General features: G+C 72.2%; 17 protein-coding genes. 11 read left to right on the top strand and 6 right to left on the bottom strand.

All coding sequences use genetic code 11. The features are described 5' to 3' along the window. Positions 1-149 precede the first annotated feature (149 nt). The 4 genes from aspS to ACIA77_RS13235 all read left to right on the top strand — a co-directional run bounded on the left by aspS (position 150) and on the right by ACIA77_RS13235 (position 5,140). Positions 150-1,922: an aspartate--tRNA ligase gene (gene aspS, locus ACIA77_RS13250; protein ID WP_395886077.1), complete on the top strand. Its 1,773-nt coding sequence runs from the start codon at positions 150-152 to the stop codon at positions 1,920-1,922. Further along, positions 1,922-2,863 (top strand): DUF389 domain-containing protein, encoded by a 942-nt coding sequence (locus ACIA77_RS13245; protein ID WP_395886076.1) that lies wholly within the window; start codon positions 1,922-1,924, stop codon positions 2,861-2,863. The genes aspS and ACIA77_RS13245 overlap by 1 nt, the downstream gene beginning before the upstream one ends. A gap of 69 nt (positions 2,864-2,932) precedes the next feature. Next, the gene (locus ACIA77_RS13240) at positions 2,933-4,120 is read left to right on the top strand and encodes a phosphotransferase (protein ID WP_395886075.1); all 1,188 of its coding nucleotides are present in this window, start codon (positions 2,933-2,935) and stop codon (positions 4,118-4,120) included. Positions 4,121-4,270: 150 nt separating this feature from the next. Next, positions 4,271-5,140 (top strand): SGNH/GDSL hydrolase family protein, encoded by an 870-nt coding sequence (locus ACIA77_RS13235; protein WP_395886074.1) that lies wholly within the window; start codon positions 4,271-4,273, stop codon positions 5,138-5,140. Here ACIA77_RS13235 and ACIA77_RS13230 read toward each other — a convergent pair. The 3 genes from ACIA77_RS13230 to ACIA77_RS13220 all read right to left on the bottom strand — a co-directional run bounded on the left by ACIA77_RS13230 (position 5,106) and on the right by ACIA77_RS13220 (position 7,881). Continuing rightward, entirely contained in the window at positions 5,106-5,861 is a 756-nt protein-coding gene (locus ACIA77_RS13230; protein WP_395886073.1) for a metallophosphoesterase family protein, read from the bottom strand. The two genes, ACIA77_RS13235 and ACIA77_RS13230, sit on opposite strands and share 35 nt — an antisense overlap. 71 nt (positions 5,862-5,932) lie before the next feature. Further along, entirely contained in the window at positions 5,933-7,141 is a 1,209-nt protein-coding gene (locus ACIA77_RS13225; RefSeq protein ID WP_395886072.1) for a cytochrome P450, read from the bottom strand. A gap of 35 nt (positions 7,142-7,176) precedes the next feature. After that, a complete protein-coding gene (locus ACIA77_RS13220; protein WP_395886071.1) occupies positions 7,177-7,881 on the bottom strand; it encodes a TetR/AcrR family transcriptional regulator in 705 nt (234 codons plus the stop codon). A gap of 129 nt (positions 7,882-8,010) precedes the next feature. Here ACIA77_RS13220 and ACIA77_RS13215 point away from each other — a divergent pair, with 129 nt between their 5' ends. Beyond that, entirely contained in the window at positions 8,011-9,387 is a 1,377-nt protein-coding gene (locus ACIA77_RS13215) for a replication-associated recombination protein A (RefSeq protein WP_395886070.1), read from the top strand. Positions 9,388-9,390: 3 nt separating this feature from the next. Here ACIA77_RS13215 and ACIA77_RS13210 read toward each other — a convergent pair whose 3' ends face one another. The 3 genes from ACIA77_RS13210 to ACIA77_RS13200 are packed head-to-tail and all read right to left on the bottom strand — an operon-like array spanning position 9,391 to position 13,012. Continuing rightward, positions 9,391-11,724, bottom strand: coding sequence for an FtsX-like permease family protein (locus tag ACIA77_RS13210; RefSeq protein ID WP_395886069.1), 2,334 nt, complete (start codon positions 11,722-11,724; stop codon positions 9,391-9,393). After that, positions 11,721-12,446, bottom strand: a complete 726-nt coding sequence (locus ACIA77_RS13205; protein ID WP_395886068.1) for an ABC transporter ATP-binding protein — start codon at positions 12,444-12,446, stop codon at positions 11,721-11,723. Before ACIA77_RS13205 ends, ACIA77_RS13210 begins: the two co-directional genes overlap by 4 nt. Further along, positions 12,443-13,012 carry a PadR family transcriptional regulator gene (locus ACIA77_RS13200; protein ID WP_395886067.1) on the bottom strand — a complete coding sequence of 190 codons (570 nt, stop codon included), beginning with the start codon at positions 13,010-13,012 and terminating at the stop codon, positions 12,443-12,445. The genes ACIA77_RS13205 and ACIA77_RS13200 overlap by 4 nt, the downstream gene beginning before the upstream one ends. A gap of 229 nt (positions 13,013-13,241) precedes the next feature. On the opposite strand from ACIA77_RS13200, the gene ACIA77_RS13195 reads away from it, so the two are divergent. The 6 genes from ACIA77_RS13195 (at position 13,242) to ruvX (ending at position 18,863) form a co-directional block, all read left to right on the top strand. Next, complete coding sequence (locus ACIA77_RS13195; RefSeq protein WP_395886066.1) at positions 13,242-13,793, top strand: cupin; 552 nt, start codon at positions 13,242-13,244, stop codon at positions 13,791-13,793. A gap of 61 nt (positions 13,794-13,854) precedes the next feature. Further along, positions 13,855-14,709 carry an NAD(P)-dependent oxidoreductase gene (locus ACIA77_RS13190; RefSeq protein ID WP_395886065.1) on the top strand — a complete coding sequence of 285 codons (855 nt, stop codon included), beginning with the start codon at positions 13,855-13,857 and terminating at the stop codon, positions 14,707-14,709. Positions 14,710-14,894: 185 nt separating this feature from the next. Beyond that, positions 14,895-15,290, top strand: coding sequence for a DUF948 domain-containing protein (locus tag ACIA77_RS13185; protein WP_395886064.1), 396 nt, complete (start codon positions 14,895-14,897; stop codon positions 15,288-15,290). Beyond that, positions 15,287-15,598, top strand: a complete 312-nt coding sequence (locus ACIA77_RS13180) for a hypothetical protein (protein ID WP_395886063.1) — start codon at positions 15,287-15,289, stop codon at positions 15,596-15,598. The genes ACIA77_RS13185 and ACIA77_RS13180 overlap by 4 nt, the downstream gene beginning before the upstream one ends. A gap of 111 nt (positions 15,599-15,709) precedes the next feature. Then, positions 15,710-18,373 carry an alanine--tRNA ligase gene (gene alaS / locus ACIA77_RS13175; RefSeq protein ID WP_395886062.1) on the top strand — a complete coding sequence of 888 codons (2,664 nt, stop codon included), beginning with the start codon at positions 15,710-15,712 and terminating at the stop codon, positions 18,371-18,373. After that, positions 18,363-18,863, top strand: coding sequence for a Holliday junction resolvase RuvX (gene ruvX, locus ACIA77_RS13170; RefSeq protein ID WP_395886061.1), 501 nt, complete (start codon positions 18,363-18,365; stop codon positions 18,861-18,863). Before alaS ends, ruvX begins: the two co-directional genes overlap by 11 nt. Positions 18,864-19,283 lie beyond the last annotated feature (420 nt).

Genomic DNA, 19,283 nt, shown 5'->3' with positions numbered 1-19,283 from the left:
TCTCCGCTGCCGGAGGCGTCACCCGCGCCCGTCACCACCCCTGCCGGGAATGAGTCAAACCTGGTCGCCGCCCTCGCGGGGTCGTTCGTTAGCCTCTGTGTTCGGCGAAAACCCGTCGACGAACCCGTGGGCTAAGGAGAGCAGTCGCAGTGCTCCGCACTCATCAAGCCGGCACCCTGCGTGCCGGGCAGGCCGGCCAGACCGTCACCCTCACCGGCTGGGTGGCCCGGCGGCGCGATCACGGCGGTGTCATCTTCATCGATCTGCGCGACGCCAGCGGGGTCGCGCAGGTGGTGTTCCGCGAGGGCGAGATGGCGGAGCGCGCGCACGCGCTGCGCTCGGAGTTCTGCGTGAAGATCGTCGGTGAGGTGTCGAAGCGGCCGGAGGGCAACCAGAACGCCGAGATCCCCACCGGGGAGATCGAGGTGCTCGCCACGGAGCTCGACGTGCTGTCGGAGGCCGCGCCGCTGCCGTTCCCGATCGACGACCGCGTGGACGTCGGCGAAGAGGTGCGCCTCAAGTACCGCTACCTTGACCTGCGCCGCAACGGGCCGGCCGCCGCGATGCGCCTGCGCAGCAAGGTGAGCCGCGCGGCGCGCGAGGTGCTGGACGAGCAGGACTTCGTCGAGGTCGAGACGCCGACGATGACCCGCTCCACCCCCGAGGGCGCCCGCGACTTCCTCGTGCCCGCGCGCCTGAAGCCGGGCAGCTGGTACGCGCTGCCGCAGTCGCCGCAGCTGTTCAAGCAGCTGCTGATGGTCGGTGGCCTCGAGCGCTACTACCAGATCGCGCGCTGCTACCGCGACGAAGACTTCCGCGCCGACCGTCAGCCCGAGTTCACGCAGCTCGACATCGAGATGAGCTTCGTCGACCAGGACGACGTGATCAAGCTCGGCGAGGACATCGTGTCCGCGCTGTGGAAGCTGATCGGCCACGAGATCCCGCGCCCGATCCCGCGCATCACTTACCACGAGGCGATGGCGAAGTACGGCTCGGACAAGCCGGACCTGCGCTTCGACCTCGAGATCACCGAGCTCACCGAGTTCTTCGCCGACACGCCGTTCCGCGTGTTCCAGGCGCCCTACGTCGGCTCGGTCGTGATGGCGGGCGGCGCCGACCAGCCGCGCCGCCAGCTCGACGCGTGGCAGGAGTGGGCGAAGCAGCGCGGCGCCAAGGGCCTCGCGTACGTGCTGGTGAACGAAGACGGCACGCTCGGCGGCCCGGTCGCGAAGAACCTGTCCGAGGCCGAGCGTGAGAACGTGGCGAAGGCCGCGGGCGCGAAGCCCGGTGACTGCATCTTCTTCGCCGCCGGCAAGACGTCCGCCGCGCAGCCGCTGCTCGGCGCCGCGCGCGACGAGATCGGCCGCCGCCTCGGCCTGATCGACGAGGACGCCTGGTCGTTCGTGTGGGTCGTCGACGCGCCGCTGTTCGCGCCGGTCGACGAGATCGGCGACGACGTGGCCGTCGGCGGCGGCAAGTGGACGGCGGTGCACCACGCGTTCACCTCGCCCACCCCGGAGTGGATCGACAAGTTCGAGCAGGACCCGGGCAGCGCGCTGGCCTACGCCTACGACATCGTCTGCAACGGCAACGAGATCGGCGGTGGCTCGATCCGTATCCACCGCGGCGACGTGCAGAAGCGCGTGTTCGCCCTGATGGGCCTCGGCGAAGAGGAAGCGCAGGAGAAGTTCGGCTTCCTGCTCGACGCGTTCGCCTTCGGCCCGCCGCCGCACGGCGGCATCGCGTTCGGCTGGGACCGCATCGTGATGCTGCTGGCGAAGGCCGATTCGCTGCGCGACGTCATCGCCTTCCCGAAGACCGGCGGCGGGTACGACCCGCTCACGTCGGCGCCCGCGCCCATCACCGCGCAGCAGCGCAAGGAAGCCGGCATCGACGCGAAGCCGGTGAAGCCGCAGAGCTGATGCTCCACCTCAGGGCGGTGTGCCCGCCGGAGCAGACAGCCGAAGCGATCGGGCTCCTGCGGGCACACGCCGGAACCGCACACCTCGTGGTGCACCGCGGCGTCGCTGTCACGCCCGCGGGTGACCTCATCGAGGCCGATATCGCGCGCGAGGCGGCCGACGAGATCGTCGACTCGCTGTGCGCGCTGCGCCTCGACCGCACCGGCGGGATCACCCTCGAAGCGCTCGACACAGCGCTCTCGGACGCGGCCGACGCCGCCGAAGAGGCCGCGCCCGGTGAGGCCGCAGACGCCGTCGTCTGGCAGGAGCTGCTGGGCCGGACGGGGGAGGAGTCGCGCTGGAACGCGACGTTCCAGGCGTTCCTCGCGATCGCCTGCCTGCTCGCGGCGGTCGGTGTCCTCACCGACTCCCCGGTGACCGTCGTCGGCGCCATGGTGGTGGGGCCGGAGTTCGGCCCTCTCGCCGCGATCGCCGTGGGGCTCGTGCTGGGCCGCTGGGACCTGGTCCGGCAGGCGCTGATCGCGCTGGTCGTGGGATTCCCGGTGGCGATGGTGCTCACGGGGGCAGTGGTGCTGCTGGGGAAGGCGATCGGGATCTTCGATCCCGCGGCCATCGTGCAGAACCACGACGTCGACTTCGTCTACCAGGTCGGCGCGGTGTCGTTCGTGGTCGCGCTGCTCGCCGGCGCGGCCGGAATGCTCGCGATGACCTCGGCGAAATCCGCGGCGCTGGTGGGTGTGTTCATCTCCGTGACGACCGTTCCGGCGGCCGGGTACGCGATGGTCTCGGTGGTGGCGGGGCGGTGGGACCGCGCGGGTTACTCACTGTTGCAATTGTTCGTCAACCTGGCCGGGATTGTGCTCGCTGCGGCCATTGTGCTGATACTTCGCCGGCGCAAGCAACGTTCCGACGTGTTGTTACGTCCGCTTTCACGCGGGTGACGCGGTTCGCCGCTTCTTGCCCGGATCACGGTGGTCATGGTTGCTCAGTCACGAGTAGGGTCGGTGCCAATGACAGTCGACACCTCCTCCGCCGGCGACGCGGGCGTCGGAGCAGGAGCCGGACAGCTCACTGTCGCGGCGGCCGTCGCGGCGGGCGAGGCGGTGCTCTCGCGCCGCTTCGGCAGCGCGATCACCCTGGTGTCCCCGGAAGACCTCGCCGGCAGCGGACCGGCGACGGTCGTGCGCGCGAGGGTCGTGTCGTCGTCGTTCGCGCTGCCGCGCACGCTCGTCATCAAGCACTACCCGGACCCGCCGGAACCCGGTGAGGCCGACCCGTTCGCGCAGGAAGCCGTGAGCTACCAGCTCTTCACGGCCCTCTCGCCCGACGAGCGCATGTGCCCCGAACTGCTCGCCCACGACGGCCGCCAGCGCGTGCTCGTGATCGAGGACCTCGGCCGCGCGCCGACGCTGCAGGACAAGCTCGCCTCGCGCGATTCCCGCGCGGCGGAGCGGGCGCTGCTGTCGTGGGCCCGCTCGCTCGGCCGGCTGCACGCGAGCACCGCCAGCCGCGAAGCCGATTTCAACGCGCTGCTGCGCCGCCTCGGCGGCCCGGTCCGCAACCAGGACGCCGGGCTCGCCGCCGCGACGGCCGAGGTGCCGCCCCTGCTGGGGGAACTCCTCGACGTGGTCGTCGCCCCGCCGATCCTCGAGCGGGTCGAGCATGCCGTCCTGCAAGCGCGGGCGGCGTCGTTCCGCGCGTTCAGCCCGGTGGACCTGAGCCCGGACAACAACCTCGTGACCGGCTCCGGCGTCCGGTTCCTCGACTTCGAACGCGGCCGCGTCCGCACCGCGCTCGTCGACGCGGCCTACCTGCGGCTGCCGTTCGCCTCGTGTGACAGCCCGCTGGCCCTGCCGGCGGGCATGAGCGAGGCCATGATCGCCGCCTGGCGCGCCGAAGTCGTGTCCGTGTGGCCCTCGTTCGCCGACGACGAGGAGCTCGCCGCGCACCTGACGATCAGCGAGCTGCTCCTCGTCTGGCTCATCACCCGCGAAACCCTCCCGACGCTCGACCTCACCCGCCACGCGACACCGGTGAGCCGCGAAGCCGCGCTCGTCACGTGGTGGCGCGAGCTGGCCCGGCACGCGGGGTACGCGCGGCTGACCGACATCACCGAGCACGCGCAGCGCGTGGCGGCGGCGCTCGGGGCGCGGCTGGGGCCGCACGCGGACCTGGCGTTCTACCCCGCCTTCCGCTGATCCGGTTCGTCCGGAAGATCCCGGTCCGGGCGGGTGAACGCGGGAAACCGGCATTCCCGACCCCGGTGCGCGGACAGGACATGCCAAGAGTTTCAGCCCCCGTCCATGCGGCGTTACCTGGTCCTCACCGCAGGTGAGTTTCGGTGCCGGATGGTCTTGGGCGTGACCGTGATCAGCGTCGAAGTCACCCGCTTCCCCGAACCCGCCGATCCCGCGCCGCAGCCGGCCACCGCGGCGCCCGCCGCCGAGCCACGCCGCGCCCGGCGCCTGGCCGTGCTGGGTGACTCCACCGCCGTCGGCCTCGGCGATCCGCTGCCGAACCGCGGCGGCTGGCGCGGGGTGGGGCCCCTGGTCGCCGCCGCGCTGGGCGTGGACGACGAGGGTTACCTCAACCCGTCGTTCGAGGGCGCGCGCATGAAGAACGTGCTCACCGAACAGCTTCCGGCCGTGCTCGCGCACCGGGCCGACGTCGCGCTGCTCGTGGTCGGCATGAACGACACGCTGCGGCCGGACTTCGACGCCGAGTCGATCACCGCCGACCTCACCGAACTCGTCCGCACGCTGGCCGCGGCGGACACCCTGCTCATCCCGGTGCGGTTCCACGACCACAGCAAGGTGTTCCGCCTCCCGCCGTCGATCAAGCGGGCGCTGGCCGCGCGCGTGGCCGAACTCAACGAGGCCATCGACGCGGTCGTCGTGGCCGAGGGGGTGCCGTGCCTCAACCTCGACGAGCTGCCCGGCGCGTACGAGCTGGCTTCGTGGAGCGTCGACCGGCTGCACCCGTCGGAGCTCGGGCACCGCATGCTCGCCCTCGGCTTCACGACGCTGCTGGAGCAGGCCGGTTACGCCGTGGCGGAGCCGGTGAGCCTCACGTGCTCGGGCGGTGTGGAGCAGAGCGCGCTCAGCCACTTCGGCTGGCTCGTCGGGAAGGGTGTGCCGTGGCTGTGGCGCCGCGGTCGCGAGTTCCTGCCCTACGCGGCCGCGATCATGTGGCGCTCGTTCCGCGGGCACGAGGACTGAACACGCGCAGCGCTTCGGCGTCCGACACCGGATTCCGCACGAAGTAGTCGGCCCACTCCGCGATTTCCGCGTACCCCGACTCGGCGGCCAGCACTTCGCACGCTTTGGCGGCGTCGTAAGGGGTTCGGCGCAGCTGCACCCCCGGGCCGAGCAAGGCCCAGTGCGCACCCGTTGTGCCGTAAGGCATTCCGACGCTGCCGGGGTTGACGATCCGGGTGCGGTCGGCCAGCCGCGTGAACGGCATGTGCGTGTGCCCGCAGACCACGGTTTCCACGGTGACGCCGTCGAGGACCTCCGCCCAGCGCGGCAGCGGGCTGTCGACGAGCACGACTTCCTCGTCGTCGCGCGGGGTCGCGTGGCAGAACAGCACTTCGCCGAGCCCGTCGACGTCGAGCGTGACGCTCAGTGGCAGGCCGGCGAGCAGCGTCACCTGGTCCGGGCGCAGTTCCCGAGCCGCCCACGGCGCGATCGGGTCCGGGATCTCCGTGGTGCCGCCGCCGGCGAGGTCGACGAGCTCGCGGTCGGCGTTGCCGCGCACCCACACCGCGCGTTCGCCCAGCTCGAGGAGCCGGTCGAGCGTCTGCCGCGGCAGCGGCCCGGCGGCGAGATCCCCGCACAGGACGACTGCGTCGGCCGACGCGACGTCGGGTTCCGCGAGCACGGCGTCGAGCGCCGGCAGCACGCCGTGGATGTCGGACAGGACCGCGACGGAAGACACCATCCGCCGATTGTGCCCGCTGCGGCGCCGCCGGCGAGCCGTGTTCGCCGGCGGCGCAACGAGCCGTAACCCGGTCAGACGCTCAGCGGCAGCGTCTTCACCCCCGTCATGCCCGGGTTCGGCTGGAACGTCGGCACTTCGCCGGGAATGGTGCTCAGCGACGGGTACCGGTCGAGCAGGATGTCCACGGCCACGCGCCCTTCCAGCCGCGCCAGCGGTGCGCCGATGCAGAAGTGGATGCCCCGCGAGAACGCGAGGTGCGTGTGGGAGATGTCCTCGCGCAGCGGGTTGAAGGTGTCCGGCTCGTCGAACGCGCGCGGGTCGCGGTTGGCCGCGGCCAGCCACAACAGCACCATCTTGTCCGCCGGGATCGTGGTGCCGGCGACCTCCACGTCGCGGTTGGTCACGCGGGCCACCGCCGAGAACGGCGACAGGAACCGCAGCGACTCCTCGATCGCCGGCGGCAGCAGCGAACGGTCGGCACGCACGCGTTCGTTCCACTCGGGGAACAGGTCGAGGCACAGCACGGTGTTGCCCAGCAGCATGGTCGTGGTGATGTGCCCGGCGATCAGCAGCACCTGCGCGAAGTTCACGATCTCCGTGCGGCTGAGCCGTTCGCCGTCGACCTCCGCCAGCACGAGCTTCGACAGCAGGTCCTCGCGCGGGTGCTTCCGCCGTTCGTCGGCGTGCTCACCGAGGTAGTCGATGAACTTGTGGCTCACGGCCAGCTGTTTCTTCAGCCGCTGTTGCGCCTCTTCGGAATCGTCGGTGAGCGAGATCTGCTCCGGGCTCTCGAACATCCGGTCCACCCACTCGCGGAACAGGTACCGGTCGCTCGCCGGCACCCCGAGCAGCTCGGCGATCACGATCACCGGCAGCGGGTACGCGAGGTCGGCGACGAGTTCGAGGCGGTCGCGCCCCTTCGCTTCGTCGAGCAGCTCGTGGGTCAGCTCCGCGATCCGCGGTTCGAGGTCGGCGACGACCTTCGGCGTGAAGGCGCGGCTGATGAGCTTGCGCATCTTGTTGTGCAGCGGGGGATCCATCTGCAGCAGGTTCCCCGCGGTCAGCTCCTTCATGTCCCCGAGGGTCTCCTCGGGCATGATCCGCGTGGTGGCGGACGAGAACGTCGCCGGGTCCGAGAGGATCGCGAGCGCCTCGGGGTGCCCGTAGACGTTCCACGTGCCCAGCTCGGGCTTGTACTCGACCGGGTTCTCCGGGTGCTCGCCCCGGAGCCAGAACTGTCCTTCGTGGATGGTCCAGGCTTCGGGAAGTGCGGTGCTCATGGTGCGACAGCCCCAATCTGTCGGACGGGCCGGGATCAGCCGGCCTCGGTGGTGGTGCTCCCTGGGTAGATCGCCGCGCGGCAGGCCGAGACGTAGGTCTCGAGCACCTCGCGGAGTTCGGCCGCCGCCTTTTCGACCACCGCCGGTCCGGGTTCGGCCGCCGGCTCGAACCCGGACCGGATCACGTGGGCGAGCGAGTCGGCTTTGCTCTCGAGCGTCACGTGTTCGTAGTCGGGGTTGACGTTGCCGTAGAGGTAGAAGCCGCTCGCCGCCGCGGCGACGGAGAAACGGAGGTTCGCCACGTCGGTGCGCAGGAATCCGCCGCTGGTCCAGACGTCCCAGGTGCGTTCGGTCGTCTCCGCGGCGGCCTGCCGGGTGTCCCGCGCGGTGAGCGCGTAGTGGCCCAGCAGTTCGGTGTCGTTCGCGAGCATGGCCGACAGCAGCGGGTCGCGGACGGTCAGCAGGAACGTGGCGCGGAAGTAGCGGTGTGGCACGACCGCGCGCGGATCTTCGCGCAGCTGTGCCGCGCACCCCTCGAGCAGCGTGATCGACGCGCGCATCAGCACGGCTTCGAACAGCTGGTCCTTGGTGCGCCAGTGGAGGTAGACAGTGCCCTTGCCGATGCCGGCGTGGCGCGCGATGTCCTCGATCGTGACCTTGCGCGAGCCCCAGCGGACGAGCAGGTCGGCGGCCGCGTCGAGGATCCGGTCGGCGCGATCGCGGTTCGGCTCGTCAGGCATGGGCAACTCCTTCGACCCGTGGGATTTGACCCCGTGACCAGATTCGCTCATCCGGTCACGATCAACGGTAGCGCGGGTCAGCGAGCCGGGCAAGCGGAGTTGTCGGGGCGGTCGGTTAACGTCAACGGTGTGGCACAGGACGAACTCTTCACGGTGAACCCCGATCTGGGGCCGCCGCCCGAGCCCACCGGGGTCAGCGGCGCGGAACCGCAGGCCGACCCGGCGAGCTCGCCCCTCGCGGTGCGGATGCGGCCGCGCACGCTCGACGAGGTGGTCGGGCAGCAGCACCTGCTGCGCGAAGGCGCGCCGTTGCGGCGGCTCGTGGAGGGTGCCGCACCGGCGTCCGTGCTGCTCTACGGTCCGCCGGGCACGGGCAAGACCACACTCGCCAATCTCGTGTCGATCGCGACCGGGCGCCGGTTCGTCGCGATGTCCGCGTTGTCCGCGGGGGTCAAGGAAGTCCGCGGCGTCATCGAGGAGGCGCGGCGGCGCCGGCAGTACAACGCCGAGAACACCGTGCTGTTCATCGACGAGGTGCACCGCTTCTCGAAGACGCAGCAGGACGCGCTCCTGGGCGCGGTCGAGGACCGCACGGTGCTGCTCGTGGCGGCGACGACCGAGAACCCGTCGTTCTCCGTGGTGTCCCCGCTCCTGTCGCGGTCGCTGGTGCTGCAGCTGCGGCCGCTGACCGACGACGACATCGTGAAGCTGCTCGAACGGGCGCTCGCCGACGACCGCGGCCTGGCCGGCGAGCTCACGCTCACCGGCGAGGCGCGTGACCACCTCGTGCGGCTGGCGGGCGGCGACGCGCGCCGGGCGCTCACGGCGCTGGAAGCCGCGGCCGACGCGGCGTCGGCCACCGAGGCGAAAACCATCGACCTCGCGACCGTCGAGTCCACTGTGGACAAAGCGGCGGTGCGCTACGACCGCGACGGCGATCAGCACTACGACGTGATCAGCGCCTTCATCAAGTCCATCCGCGGGTCCGACGTCGACGCCGCGCTCCACTACCTCGCCCGCATGATCGAGGCGGGGGAGGACCCGCGATTCCTGGCGCGGCGGCTCGTGGTGCACGCGAGCGAGGACGTCGGCCTCGCCGACCCGACCGCGCTGCAGGCGGCCGTGGCGGCCGCGCACGCCGTGCAGTTCATCGGCATGCCGGAGGGCCGGCTCGCGCTCGCGCAGGCCACCATCCACCTCGCCACGGCGCCCAAGTCCAACGCCGTGGTCACCGCGATCGACTCCGCGCTGGCCGACGTGCGCGCCGGGCTCGCCGGCACCGTGCCGCCGCACCTGCGCGACGGCCACTACGCGGGCGCCAAGAAGCTCGGCAACGCGGGCTACCGCTACCCGCACGACGTCCCGGAAGGCGTGCTGGCCCAGCAGTACCCGCCGGACGACCTCGTCGGCCGCGACTACTACCAGCCGACCCAGCGCGGCGGCGAACGCACGCTCGCCGAACGCGTGCCCCGGCTGCGCCGCACGATCAGGGACGAGCGAGGGTAGCGCTCACTCCGTGCGCAGCGAGGTCGGGTGCATCGTGCTGCGCAGCGCGGGCAGGGTCAGCGCGGGCACCGCGAACACGAGCGCCAGCCCGGTGCCCGACAGCACCCCGATCGTCGCCCAGTCGACCACCAGGTTCAGGCCGAGCATGCGGGTGATCAGGGCGGCGAGCCCCACGCCGGTGCCGGCGGCCACGAGCACGCCGAGCACGACCGGGACGGCGGTCTGCCACAGCACGGACCGCGACAGCACCGACCTCGGCACGCCGGCCGCGGCCAGCAGCGCGAGCGGGCGGCGGCGTTCACGGACCTGCTCCAGCGCGAGCACGAGCAGGCTGACCCCGGCCAGCAGCAGGGTGAACAGCGATCCGCCGTCGAGTGCGCTGCGGATCGGCGCGAAAGTCGGCTGATCGGCCGTGAGCAGGTCGCTGCCGCTGTCCGTGACGAACACCTGCCAGGTCAGGTCACCGACCGCGGCGGCGATCAGGTCGGCGGCGCCCGCTTGGCCGGGGGGAACCCGCACCCACGCTTCGGCGCTCGAATCCGCCGGCGGGGTCAGCTTCGCGGCGGCGGCCGGCGTCAGCAGCACTTCGCCGACGTACGGCCCGGGCCCGGTCGAGTTCCGCTGAGCCACGGGCGTGAGCTTGGCCGGCAGCGTGAACGTGCCGAGCGCCCGTGGGTGCGCGGCCTGGTCGTGCTCCCCGACGAGGGTCAGCGTGGTGCCGGGATCGAGTGTGCTCGGTGTCCCGTACCGGGGGAGGAACGCGTCACCGTCGGCGCAGGCGCGCACGTCGAGGACGCGTTCGATGGTCGCGCACGAGGCGACGGTGATCGTCTGACGGCTCGCGCCGTCCGGGGCGAGCGCTCGCACCTGGGTCGCGAGGCCGAACTGCCGGGCCGCCGGTGCGTGGGCCAGGTCGGCGGCGACCCGGCCGGCGGCCGCGGGAGTCGTGGCCACGGTGACCCAGTCGTCGCCGGTCGACGGAGCGCCGCTGGGCGGGGTCATCGAAAGCAGCACGAGCTGCAGCGCGATCGATCCGGCCAGCACCACCGCCACGCCGCAGACCACCCGCGCCGGGGTGCCGCTGTCGAGCTGGAGGCGGCGCGTGGCCAGCCGCCACGACGGCGAGCCGCCCCGCAGCCGGCCGACCGCGGGTTCCAGCAGCCAGGGCAGGATCGCCGGCACTCCGGCCAGCAGCGCGGCCGAGCCGGTCGCGACGACGGCGATCCACGGGACCGAGCCGGGTTCGGCACCGGGCGCGAACAGGGCCAGGAGGGCGGCGCCGAGCCCGATCGGCACGACCCGCCACCACAACCGCCGGCGCACCGGTTTGGCTTCGCGCACCACGCCGAGCGGTTCGATGATGGTGCGGCGCAAGGAAACCAGCACCGTGCCGACGGCCAGCGCCGGGACCAGCAGCACGATCAGCACCGTGAACAGGGGTGAGGGCACGACGTCTTCGGCGTACGCGCTCCAGCCGAGCAGCTCGAAGCTCGGCGTCAGCTGCCGCACCCCGAGGAACGCCACCGCGCCCAGCACGAGGCCGGCGGCGGCGCCGACCAGCGTCTCGGCCGCCGCGATCCGCCGGACCTGCCGGCCGCCCACGCCGGCCAGGCGCAGCGCCGCGAGCCGGCGATCGCGTTGCGCGCCCGCGATTCGGCTGCTCACCGACACGAAGATCAGCACCGGCACGAGCACCGCGACGCCGGAGAGGATCGCCAGGAGCAGCAGCGTCGGGTCGGTCGAGGTCTGTGGCGCGCTGCTGCCGAAGGAGTAGACGGACTGGGCGCGCGGCCCGAACTCCGCGGCCGGGGGCAGCGGGCCGCTGCCGGCGAAGAACGCCAGGTCGGCCGGCCCGCGCAATCCCGCACGGTCGATGGTGCCGGCGATCGTTCCGGGGAACCGCGCCCGGAGGCCGGGGTCCGCGTGCAGCAGGTCGGCCAGTGCGGGGGAGACCACGATCTCGCCGGCTCCGGGCAGTCGCGAAAGGCCCGGCGGAACGGGCGAGGCCGGGCCGGTGCCGTGCAGGTACGCGCCCTCGATCAGGCGGGTGCGGTAGGACAGGTCGGCGCGGACGAACTCGGTGGGGCTGACCCCGGCGATCGCGGTGGTGTCCGGCAGGCCGGAACCGACGCGCGCGTCCTGGTCGCGCAGCACGTGGCCGATCGACGCGAACAGCAGCAGCACGGTGACGGCGAGCCCGATGCCGAAGGTGCCGAGCGCGAAGCGGATCCACGACGTGCGGCCACCGCCGACCGCGAGCCGCACGCCCAGCGCGAAGTCGCGGCGCCGGCTGGTGCGCTCCGGCCGGCCGGCCGGCACCGACACCGGCGCGGTCACCGGCTCGGTTCCAGCGCGCGGATCCGCCCGTCGCGCACGACGACCTCGCGGTCGGAGTACGCGGCGACGCGCGGCTCGTGGGTGACCAGCACGACCGCGGCGCCGGTGACCTCGGCGGCCGACACCAGCAGTTCCAGCACGCGCTCGCCGCTGAGGGAGTCGAGCGCGCCGGTCGGTTCGTCCGCGAACACCACCCGCGGGCTGGTCACCAGCGCCCGGGCCACGGCGACCCGTTGCCCCTGGCCGCCGGACACGGCGGCGGGCCGCTGGGCCGCGACGTCGGTGACCTCGAGCCGGTCCAGCCACTCGCGCGCGACGGCTTCGGACTTGCGGCGGCCCAGGCCGGCCAGCCGCAGCGGGAGGCTCACGTTCTCCAGACACGTCAGCTCGGGCACGAGCTGACCGAACTGGAAGACGAAGCCGAAGTCCCGGCGGCGCAAGGCGCTGCGCCGGTCGTCCGGCAGGCCCCACACGTCGGCGCCGGCGTACTCGACGGTCCCGCTGTCCGGCGCGACGATGCCCGCCAGGCAGTGCAGCAACGTCGACTTGCCCGACCCCGAAGGGCCCATCACGGCGACGACCTCACCCGCGTGGATCTTCACGCTCGCGCCGTCGAGCACTGCGGTCTCGCCGAACGCCTTGGTCAGCCCGGTGCCGCGCAGCACCACTTCGGGCCGCGGGCCGGCGGGTGTTCCGCGCTCGGCCGAAGCGGGCCCGTTCACGCGTCGTCTCCCTGCTCCGGAGTCTGCTGTGGTTCCGGCACCCGGCCGGCCACCAGCCCGGCGAGGCGGTCGAGCCGGGCCGCGGCCAGTTCCAGCCAGCGCAGGTCGGCTTCGAGGTGGAACAGGGCGTGGTCGCCGATCAGCGCGTCGACGAGGTCACCCGCGCGCTTGCGCCTGGTCAGCTCGCGCATGACCCGCAGGTGCTCGGCGCGCTGGACGTCGAGCACGTCGGCCGCGTCGCGGCCGGACAGCAGCGCGAGCACGACCTTCGTGTAGAGGGTGTTCTGCAGGTGCGCGACCGGCTCCTCCGGCGTGCGCAGCCAGGTCTCGACGTCGGTGACCCCGGCGCCGGTGATCGTGTAGCGCTTGCGGTCCGGGCCACCGCCGGGCTCGACGCCCGCGACTTCGACGAGCCCGTTTTTCAACAGGCGCGACAGCGTCGAGTACACCTGCCCGTAGCGCAGCGGCCGGTCCTGGCCGAACTGCTCGTCGTACGTCCGCTTCAGGTCGTACCCGTGGCGCGGTCCCGCCTCCAGCAGCCCCAGCAGAGCGTGACTGATCGACATGAAGGCAACTATACCTGAGAAGTATACCCGCCGTGTATAGTCGCATTTGCCCAGTTCACCGCATTGGGGTGGAGAGCGGTGCAGCCCGTTACCGCCGGGCAGTTCTGGTTCCCCGTTGAATCCCGCTCGCTGAAACCTCCGTGAACGTCGCCACTTTCTTCCGTATAACGGCTACAGGGGGAATGTCCGGCCGTCGGGCCGGTTGATCCCGTCGACGGAGGGGGTGGCGATGACGCTGCTGACGGTGTGGCCCGACGACCGGCCGGGTCACGTGCTGCTGAGAACCGAGGACCCGGGGACGATCACGGCCGAGCTCGCCCGCATCGGCGTCGAGTTCTGCCGCTGGCCGCTGGCGGCCCTCGTGCCCGGCGGCACGGAGTCCGAGGTGCTCGCCCGCTACCGGGACCGCATCGACTCGCGCACCACGGCCGTGGGTTACCACGCCGTCGACGTGGTGATCGGCGACTCCGACGCGACCGAGCACGTGCTGCCCCTGGACGAGGACCGGTTCTTCGTGAGCGGCTCCGCCGTCTGGTACCTCCACGCGGGCCCCCAGGTGCACGCCGTGCTGTGCGAGCCAGGAGACCTGCTCGCCGTCCCCGCCCACACCCACCACTGGCATTCGGGCGGGCCCGACGCGGACCACGTGACGATCCGCGTCCGCCACCCGGCTTCGCGCGCGGCGGTGCCGGCACAGGCACCGCTCGCGGCCGCCGTCTTCCCGGGGTACGACGAGCTGATCGCCGGGCGCGCGTCGACCTGGCCCGCGCTGAGCCACTGACAACCCGGGCGGCGCGGAACCCCGGGTGCGCGTGAAAAACCCGAAGGGCACCATGAAGATCATGACCACTGTCGCTTTGCTGGGCACCGGGATCATGGGACACCCCATGGCCAAGAACCTCGTCCGCTCCGGCGTCGCACTGCGGGTGTGGAACCGCACGCGCGGCAAGGCCGAGCCCCTCGCCGAAGACGGCGCCACGGTCGCCGGCACCCCCGCCGAAGCCGCGGAAGGCGCCGACGTGCTCGTGACGATGCTGGCCGACGGCCCGACGGCCGCCGAAGTCTTCACCGCGGCGAACGTCGCGCCCGGCACGGTGTGGCTGCAGATGAGCACCGTCGGCGTCGAGTGGGTCGGCAAGCTGGCCGAGCTCGCGAAAGCCGCGGACGTCGTGTTCGTCGACTCCCCGGTGATGGGCACGAAGGTCCCCGCCGAGCAGGCGCAGCTGCAGGTGCTGGCCGCCGGGCCCGACGACGTGCACGAGAAGGCCGACCTGGTGTTCGGCGCCATCGGCTCGAACACGCGCTGGCTCGGCGTGGAACCCGGCACCGCCACGCGGCTCAAGCTCGTGATGAACGCCTGGGTCCTCGCCCTCACCAACGCCACCGCCGAAAGCCTCGCGCTGGCCCGCGCGCTCGGCGTCGACCCGCAGCTGTTCTTCGACGTGATGACCGGAACGGGCTTCGACGTCGGCTACGCGCGGATGAAGGGCCCGCTCATGCTGAACGACGACTACCCGGCGAGCTTCCCGGCCGCGCTCGCCGCGAAGGACGCTCGGCTCGTGGTCGAGGCCGCGGGCGACGCGATCGACGTGGCGGGTGCCGCGGCGACGCTCGCGCACCTGCAGGCCGCCGTCGACGCCGGCCACGGCGAGGAGGACATGGCGGTGCTCTACCGGGCGGTGGCCAAGGAAGGCTGACCCGCCCGCAGCGCCCGACGAGCCCTCCGCCGGCCCCGGCGGAGGGCTCGTCGCGGTCCGGCTCCCGCAGGTCGCAACCGGTTCGGCTGCGCTGCGTGACCGACCGGCGGGGCGACACCGCCGAACGGCTGGCCAGGCGGTAACCTCACTGGCACCGAAGACCCGTGCAACCCCGAGGAGGGCCCGTGTCGGCAGGGCAGATCGCCGCACTGATCGCCGCAGGAGCGTTCGTACTGCTGGTCTTGCTGCTGGCGATCCCGCTGCTCAAGCTCGGCCGCACGCTGGACGAGGCGACGATCGCGATCCGCAAGGCCCACGAGAACACCGACCCGCTGCTGCTCGGGGCCAACGAGACGATCACGCACGTGAACACGCAGCTCGAGCGCGTCGACGGCATCACGGCCAACGCGCAGGCGGTCACCGGCAACGTGTCCGCGCTGTCCTCGGTGTTCACCGCGACGCTCGGCGGCCCGCTCGTGAAGACGGCCGCGCTGTCCTACGGGATCAGCAAGGCGATCCGCGCGCGCCGCAAGAAGCAGGAAGCGAAGGCCCAGCGCCCCGCTCGCCGGAGGAAGAAGTGAAGCGCCTGTTCTGGCTCGGCGTCGGTGTCATCGCCGGGGTCGCGCTCACCCGCAAGGCCGGCGAAACGGTTCGTCAGGCCACCCCGGCAGGGTTAGCATCGAACCTGGGCGACGCCGTGCGAGAACTGGCCGGCGCCGTCGGCTCGTTCGGTGCGGAAGTGCGCGCCGGGATGAGCGAACGGGAACAGGAGCTGCACGACATGGTCGAGGAACGGACCGGGTACATCGCACCGCAGGGCGGTGCCGGCAGGCACGCCGCCGCCGCGGCGCGCCGCCCCGTCCGGCGAGCTCGCCGGGCGGAGGGCTGATCTCGTCGCGCCCCGCGCGACCAGATGCGCTTTCCGCCGTCGCCGCCTCCCCCGTTTCCCGGTCCGGTCCCGCACCGAGCGGTGCCCGGACCCCAGCCCGAGGACGTACCCGTGGACACACACGAGATCACTGACCGATTCCTGCGCCACTTCGAGGCTAAGGGGCACACCCGCGTGCCCAGCGCCTCGCTGATCCTCGACGATCCGAACCTGCTGTTCGTGAACGCCGGCATGGTGCAGTTCAAGCCGTACTTCCTGGGTGAGGCGCCGCCGCCGTACCCCCGGGCGACTTCCGTGCAGAAGTGCGTGCGCACGCCGGACATCGACGAGGTGGGCAAGACCACCCGGCACAACACGTTCTTCCAGATGGCCGGCAACTTCTCGTTCGGCGACTACTTCAAGGAAGGCGCGATCGCCAACGCCTGGGAGCTCATCACGAAGTCCCAGGACGACGGCGGCTACGGCCTCGACCCGGACCGCATCTGGGCGACCGTCTACGAGGGCGACTCCGAGGCGGCCGGCCTGTGGCGCAAGCTCACCGGCCTGCCCGGCGACCGCATCCAGATCCGCGACGGCAAGGACAACTACTGGGACATGGGCGTGCCCGGTCCCGGCGGCCCGTGCTCGGAGATCTACTACGACCGCGGCCCGGAGCACGGCCGCGAGGGCGGCCCGGTCGCCGACGAGGACCGCTACATCGAGATCTGGAACCTCGTCTTCATGCAGGACGTCCGCGGCGACAAGAGCCCGAAGCTGGGCTTCCCGCCGATCGGTGAGCTGCCGAAGAAGAACATCGACACCGGCATGGGGGTCGAGCGCGTCGCGACCCTCCTGCAGGGCGTCGAGAACGTGTACGAGACCGACCTCGTCCGCCCGGTGATCGGCCGCGCCGAGGAGTTCTCGGGCCGCCACTACGGCGCCAACCACCTCGACGACGTCCGCTTCCGCGTGATCGCCGACCACGCGCGCACCGGCGTGCTGCTGATCGGCGACGGCGTCACGCCGGGCAACGACGGCCGCGGCTACGTGCTGCGCCGGCTGCTGCGCCGCATCGTCCGCTCCACGCGCCTGCTGGGCGTGCAGGAGCCGGTGCTGCAGGAGTTCGCGCGGGTCGTGCGCGACACGATGGGCCCGACCTACGGCAACCTGATCACGGACTTCGACCGCATCTCCGAGGTCGTGCGCGTGGAGGAGGAGGCGTTCCTCGCCACCCTCAGCAGCGGTTCGCGCATCTTCGACCTCGCCGCGGCGGAGACCAAGAAGTCCGGTGGCGACGTGCTGGCGGGTGACAAGGCGTTCCAGCTGCACGACACCTACGGCTTCCCGATCGACCTCACGCTCGAGATGGCGGGCGAGCAGGGCCTGACCGTCGACGAGGACGGCTTCCGCACCCTCATGGAGGAGCAGCGGCAGCGCGCGAAGGCCGACGCGGCGCAGCGCAAATCCGGCCACGGCGACCTGTCCGAGTACCGCAAGCTCCTGGAGCAGCACGGCGAAACCGAGTTCCTCGGCTACACCGACCTGCAGGCGAGCGCGAAGGTCGTCGGCCTGCTCGAAGACGGGCAGCCGGTGCGCAGCGTCGTCGCGGGCCACAAGGCCGAGCTGGTGCTCGACCGCACCCCGTTCTACGCGGAGAGCGGTGGCCAGGTCGCCGACATCGGCGTGCTGATCGGTGACGGTGTGCGGATCAACGTCCTCGACGTGCAGAAGGTCGTGCCCGGTCTGTTCGTGCACCGCGTCGAGGTGGCCGAGGGCGAGGTCGGCATCGGCACCGCGCTCACCGGCTCGGTCGACGGCGCGCGGCGGCTCTCGATCGAGCGCTCGCACTCGGCGACGCACCTCGTGCACGCGGCCGTTCGCGGTGCGTACGGCAAGCGCGCGGCGCAGGCGGGTTCGCTGAACTCGCCGGGCCGCCTGCGGTTCGACTTCACCACGCCCGCCTCGGTGTCCACGGACATCCTCACCGAGGTCGAGGAAGAGGTGAACGACTACCTGCAGACCGACGCCGAGGTCCAGAGCTACATCACCACGAAGGACAAGGCGCTCGAGCTCGGCGCGGTCGCGCTGTTCGGCGAGAAGTACGGCAACGACGTGCGCGTGGTCGACATGGGCGAGTACTCGCGTGAGCTGTGCGGTGGCACGCACGTGGACCGCATCGGCCAGCTGGGCCTCGTGAAGCTCGTGGGTGACTCGTCGATCGGGTCGGGCGTGCACCGCGTCGAGGCGCTGGTGGGCCCGGACGCGCTGAAGTACGTCCGCAAGGAGCAGCTGCTCGTGTCGCAGCTGGCGAACACGTTCAAGGTGCCGACCGACGAGCTGCCCGGCCGCATCGAGGACGTGCTGTCGCGGCTGAAGAGCGCGGAGAAGGAGATCGAGCAGCTGCGCACGCAGCAGGTGCTCGGCTCGGCGGGCGCGCTCGCCGGCAAGGCGCAGGACGCCGGCGGCGTCTCGGTGGTCGCCGAGGTCGTGCCGGACGTCGACGGCAACGGGCTGCGGGCGCTCGCGTCCGACGTCCGCGGCCGCCTGGGCGACCGGCCCGGCGTGGTGGCGCTGTTCTCGCCGTCGGGCGACAAGATCGCGTTCGTCGTCGCGACCACGGCCGCGGCGCGCGACCGCGGCATCGCGGCCGGCAAGCTCGTGCCGTCGTTCGCCGAGGCGATCGGTGGCCGCGGTGGTGGCAAGCCGGACATGGCCCAGGGTGGCGGCAGCAACCCGGCGGGCGCGGAGCAGGCCGTCGCGGCGGTGCGCGCGGCCGTCGCCGGCGTTGCCCGCTAGTCCGCGGAGGGGCCCGGATCGACCCGGTGAGTCCGATCCGGGCCGCGGCAGGCGGCTCGGGGTCGATGTCGGGTCTGTCCGGGTGGGGGTCGCGCTCAGCGATCCCGCCCCCATCCTCGCCAGCCCGCTCGTTACCCTCTCCCGTGATGCGAAGGACGACAGCGATCTGGACAAGCTTGCCGAACTCGTCACCGAACACGAGGTGGTCGAGGTGATCGTGGGCTTGCCGAGGACACTGGCGAATCGGGCTGGACCGGCCGCGCAGATCGCGGTCGAGTACGCCGACAAGCTCGCCGGGCGGATCGGCGACGTGCCGGTGCGCCTCGCCGACGAACGGTTGACGACGGTCACCGCTTCCAGAATGCTCTCCCAACGGGGGGTCAAGGGACGCAAGCAGCGGGCGGTGGTCGACCAGGCTGCCGCCGTCGAGATCCTGCAGGCCTGGCTCGACGCCGCCGCTGCGCAGCGCGCCCGGAAAGGCGAGTCATGACCGACCCCCGCGGTCCTGAAAACCACGGCGGCCGCCGCCGGCTCCGTGAACCCGGAAACCCTCCCGCAGGTGAACCCCGCCGCGGCCGCCGGACCCCGCCGGACGGACCCCCGCCGCCGGCACGCTCCCGCCGCGCCCCAGCCGATCCGTACGACGCGGCACCGCCCCCGAGCGGTGGCCGCCGCCGGCGCCGCGACGACAGCGGCGAGGCGCCTCCGCCGCCGAGCGGTGGCCGTCGACGCCGTCGCGAAGACGCGGGCGACGTGGCGCTGCCCACCGAAATCCCTCCGGCGCCCGCGACCGGCCGCCGGCGCCGTCCCGGCCCAGGCCCCGTCCCGCCCCCTCCGGCGGGACCGCGCCCGGGCGACCCGCAGCCCGCGGGCGATCCGCGTGGTGCCGGCGACGTGCCGCCGCCACCGG

It is taken from the genome of Amycolatopsis sp. NPDC051903 (genome assembly GCF_044452505.1).
Taxonomy (GTDB): Bacteria; Actinomycetota; Actinomycetes; order Mycobacteriales; family Pseudonocardiaceae; genus Amycolatopsis.
The sequence above is the reverse complement of the archived record's forward strand: the minus strand, read 5'-3'. Positions and strand labels throughout refer to the sequence as shown.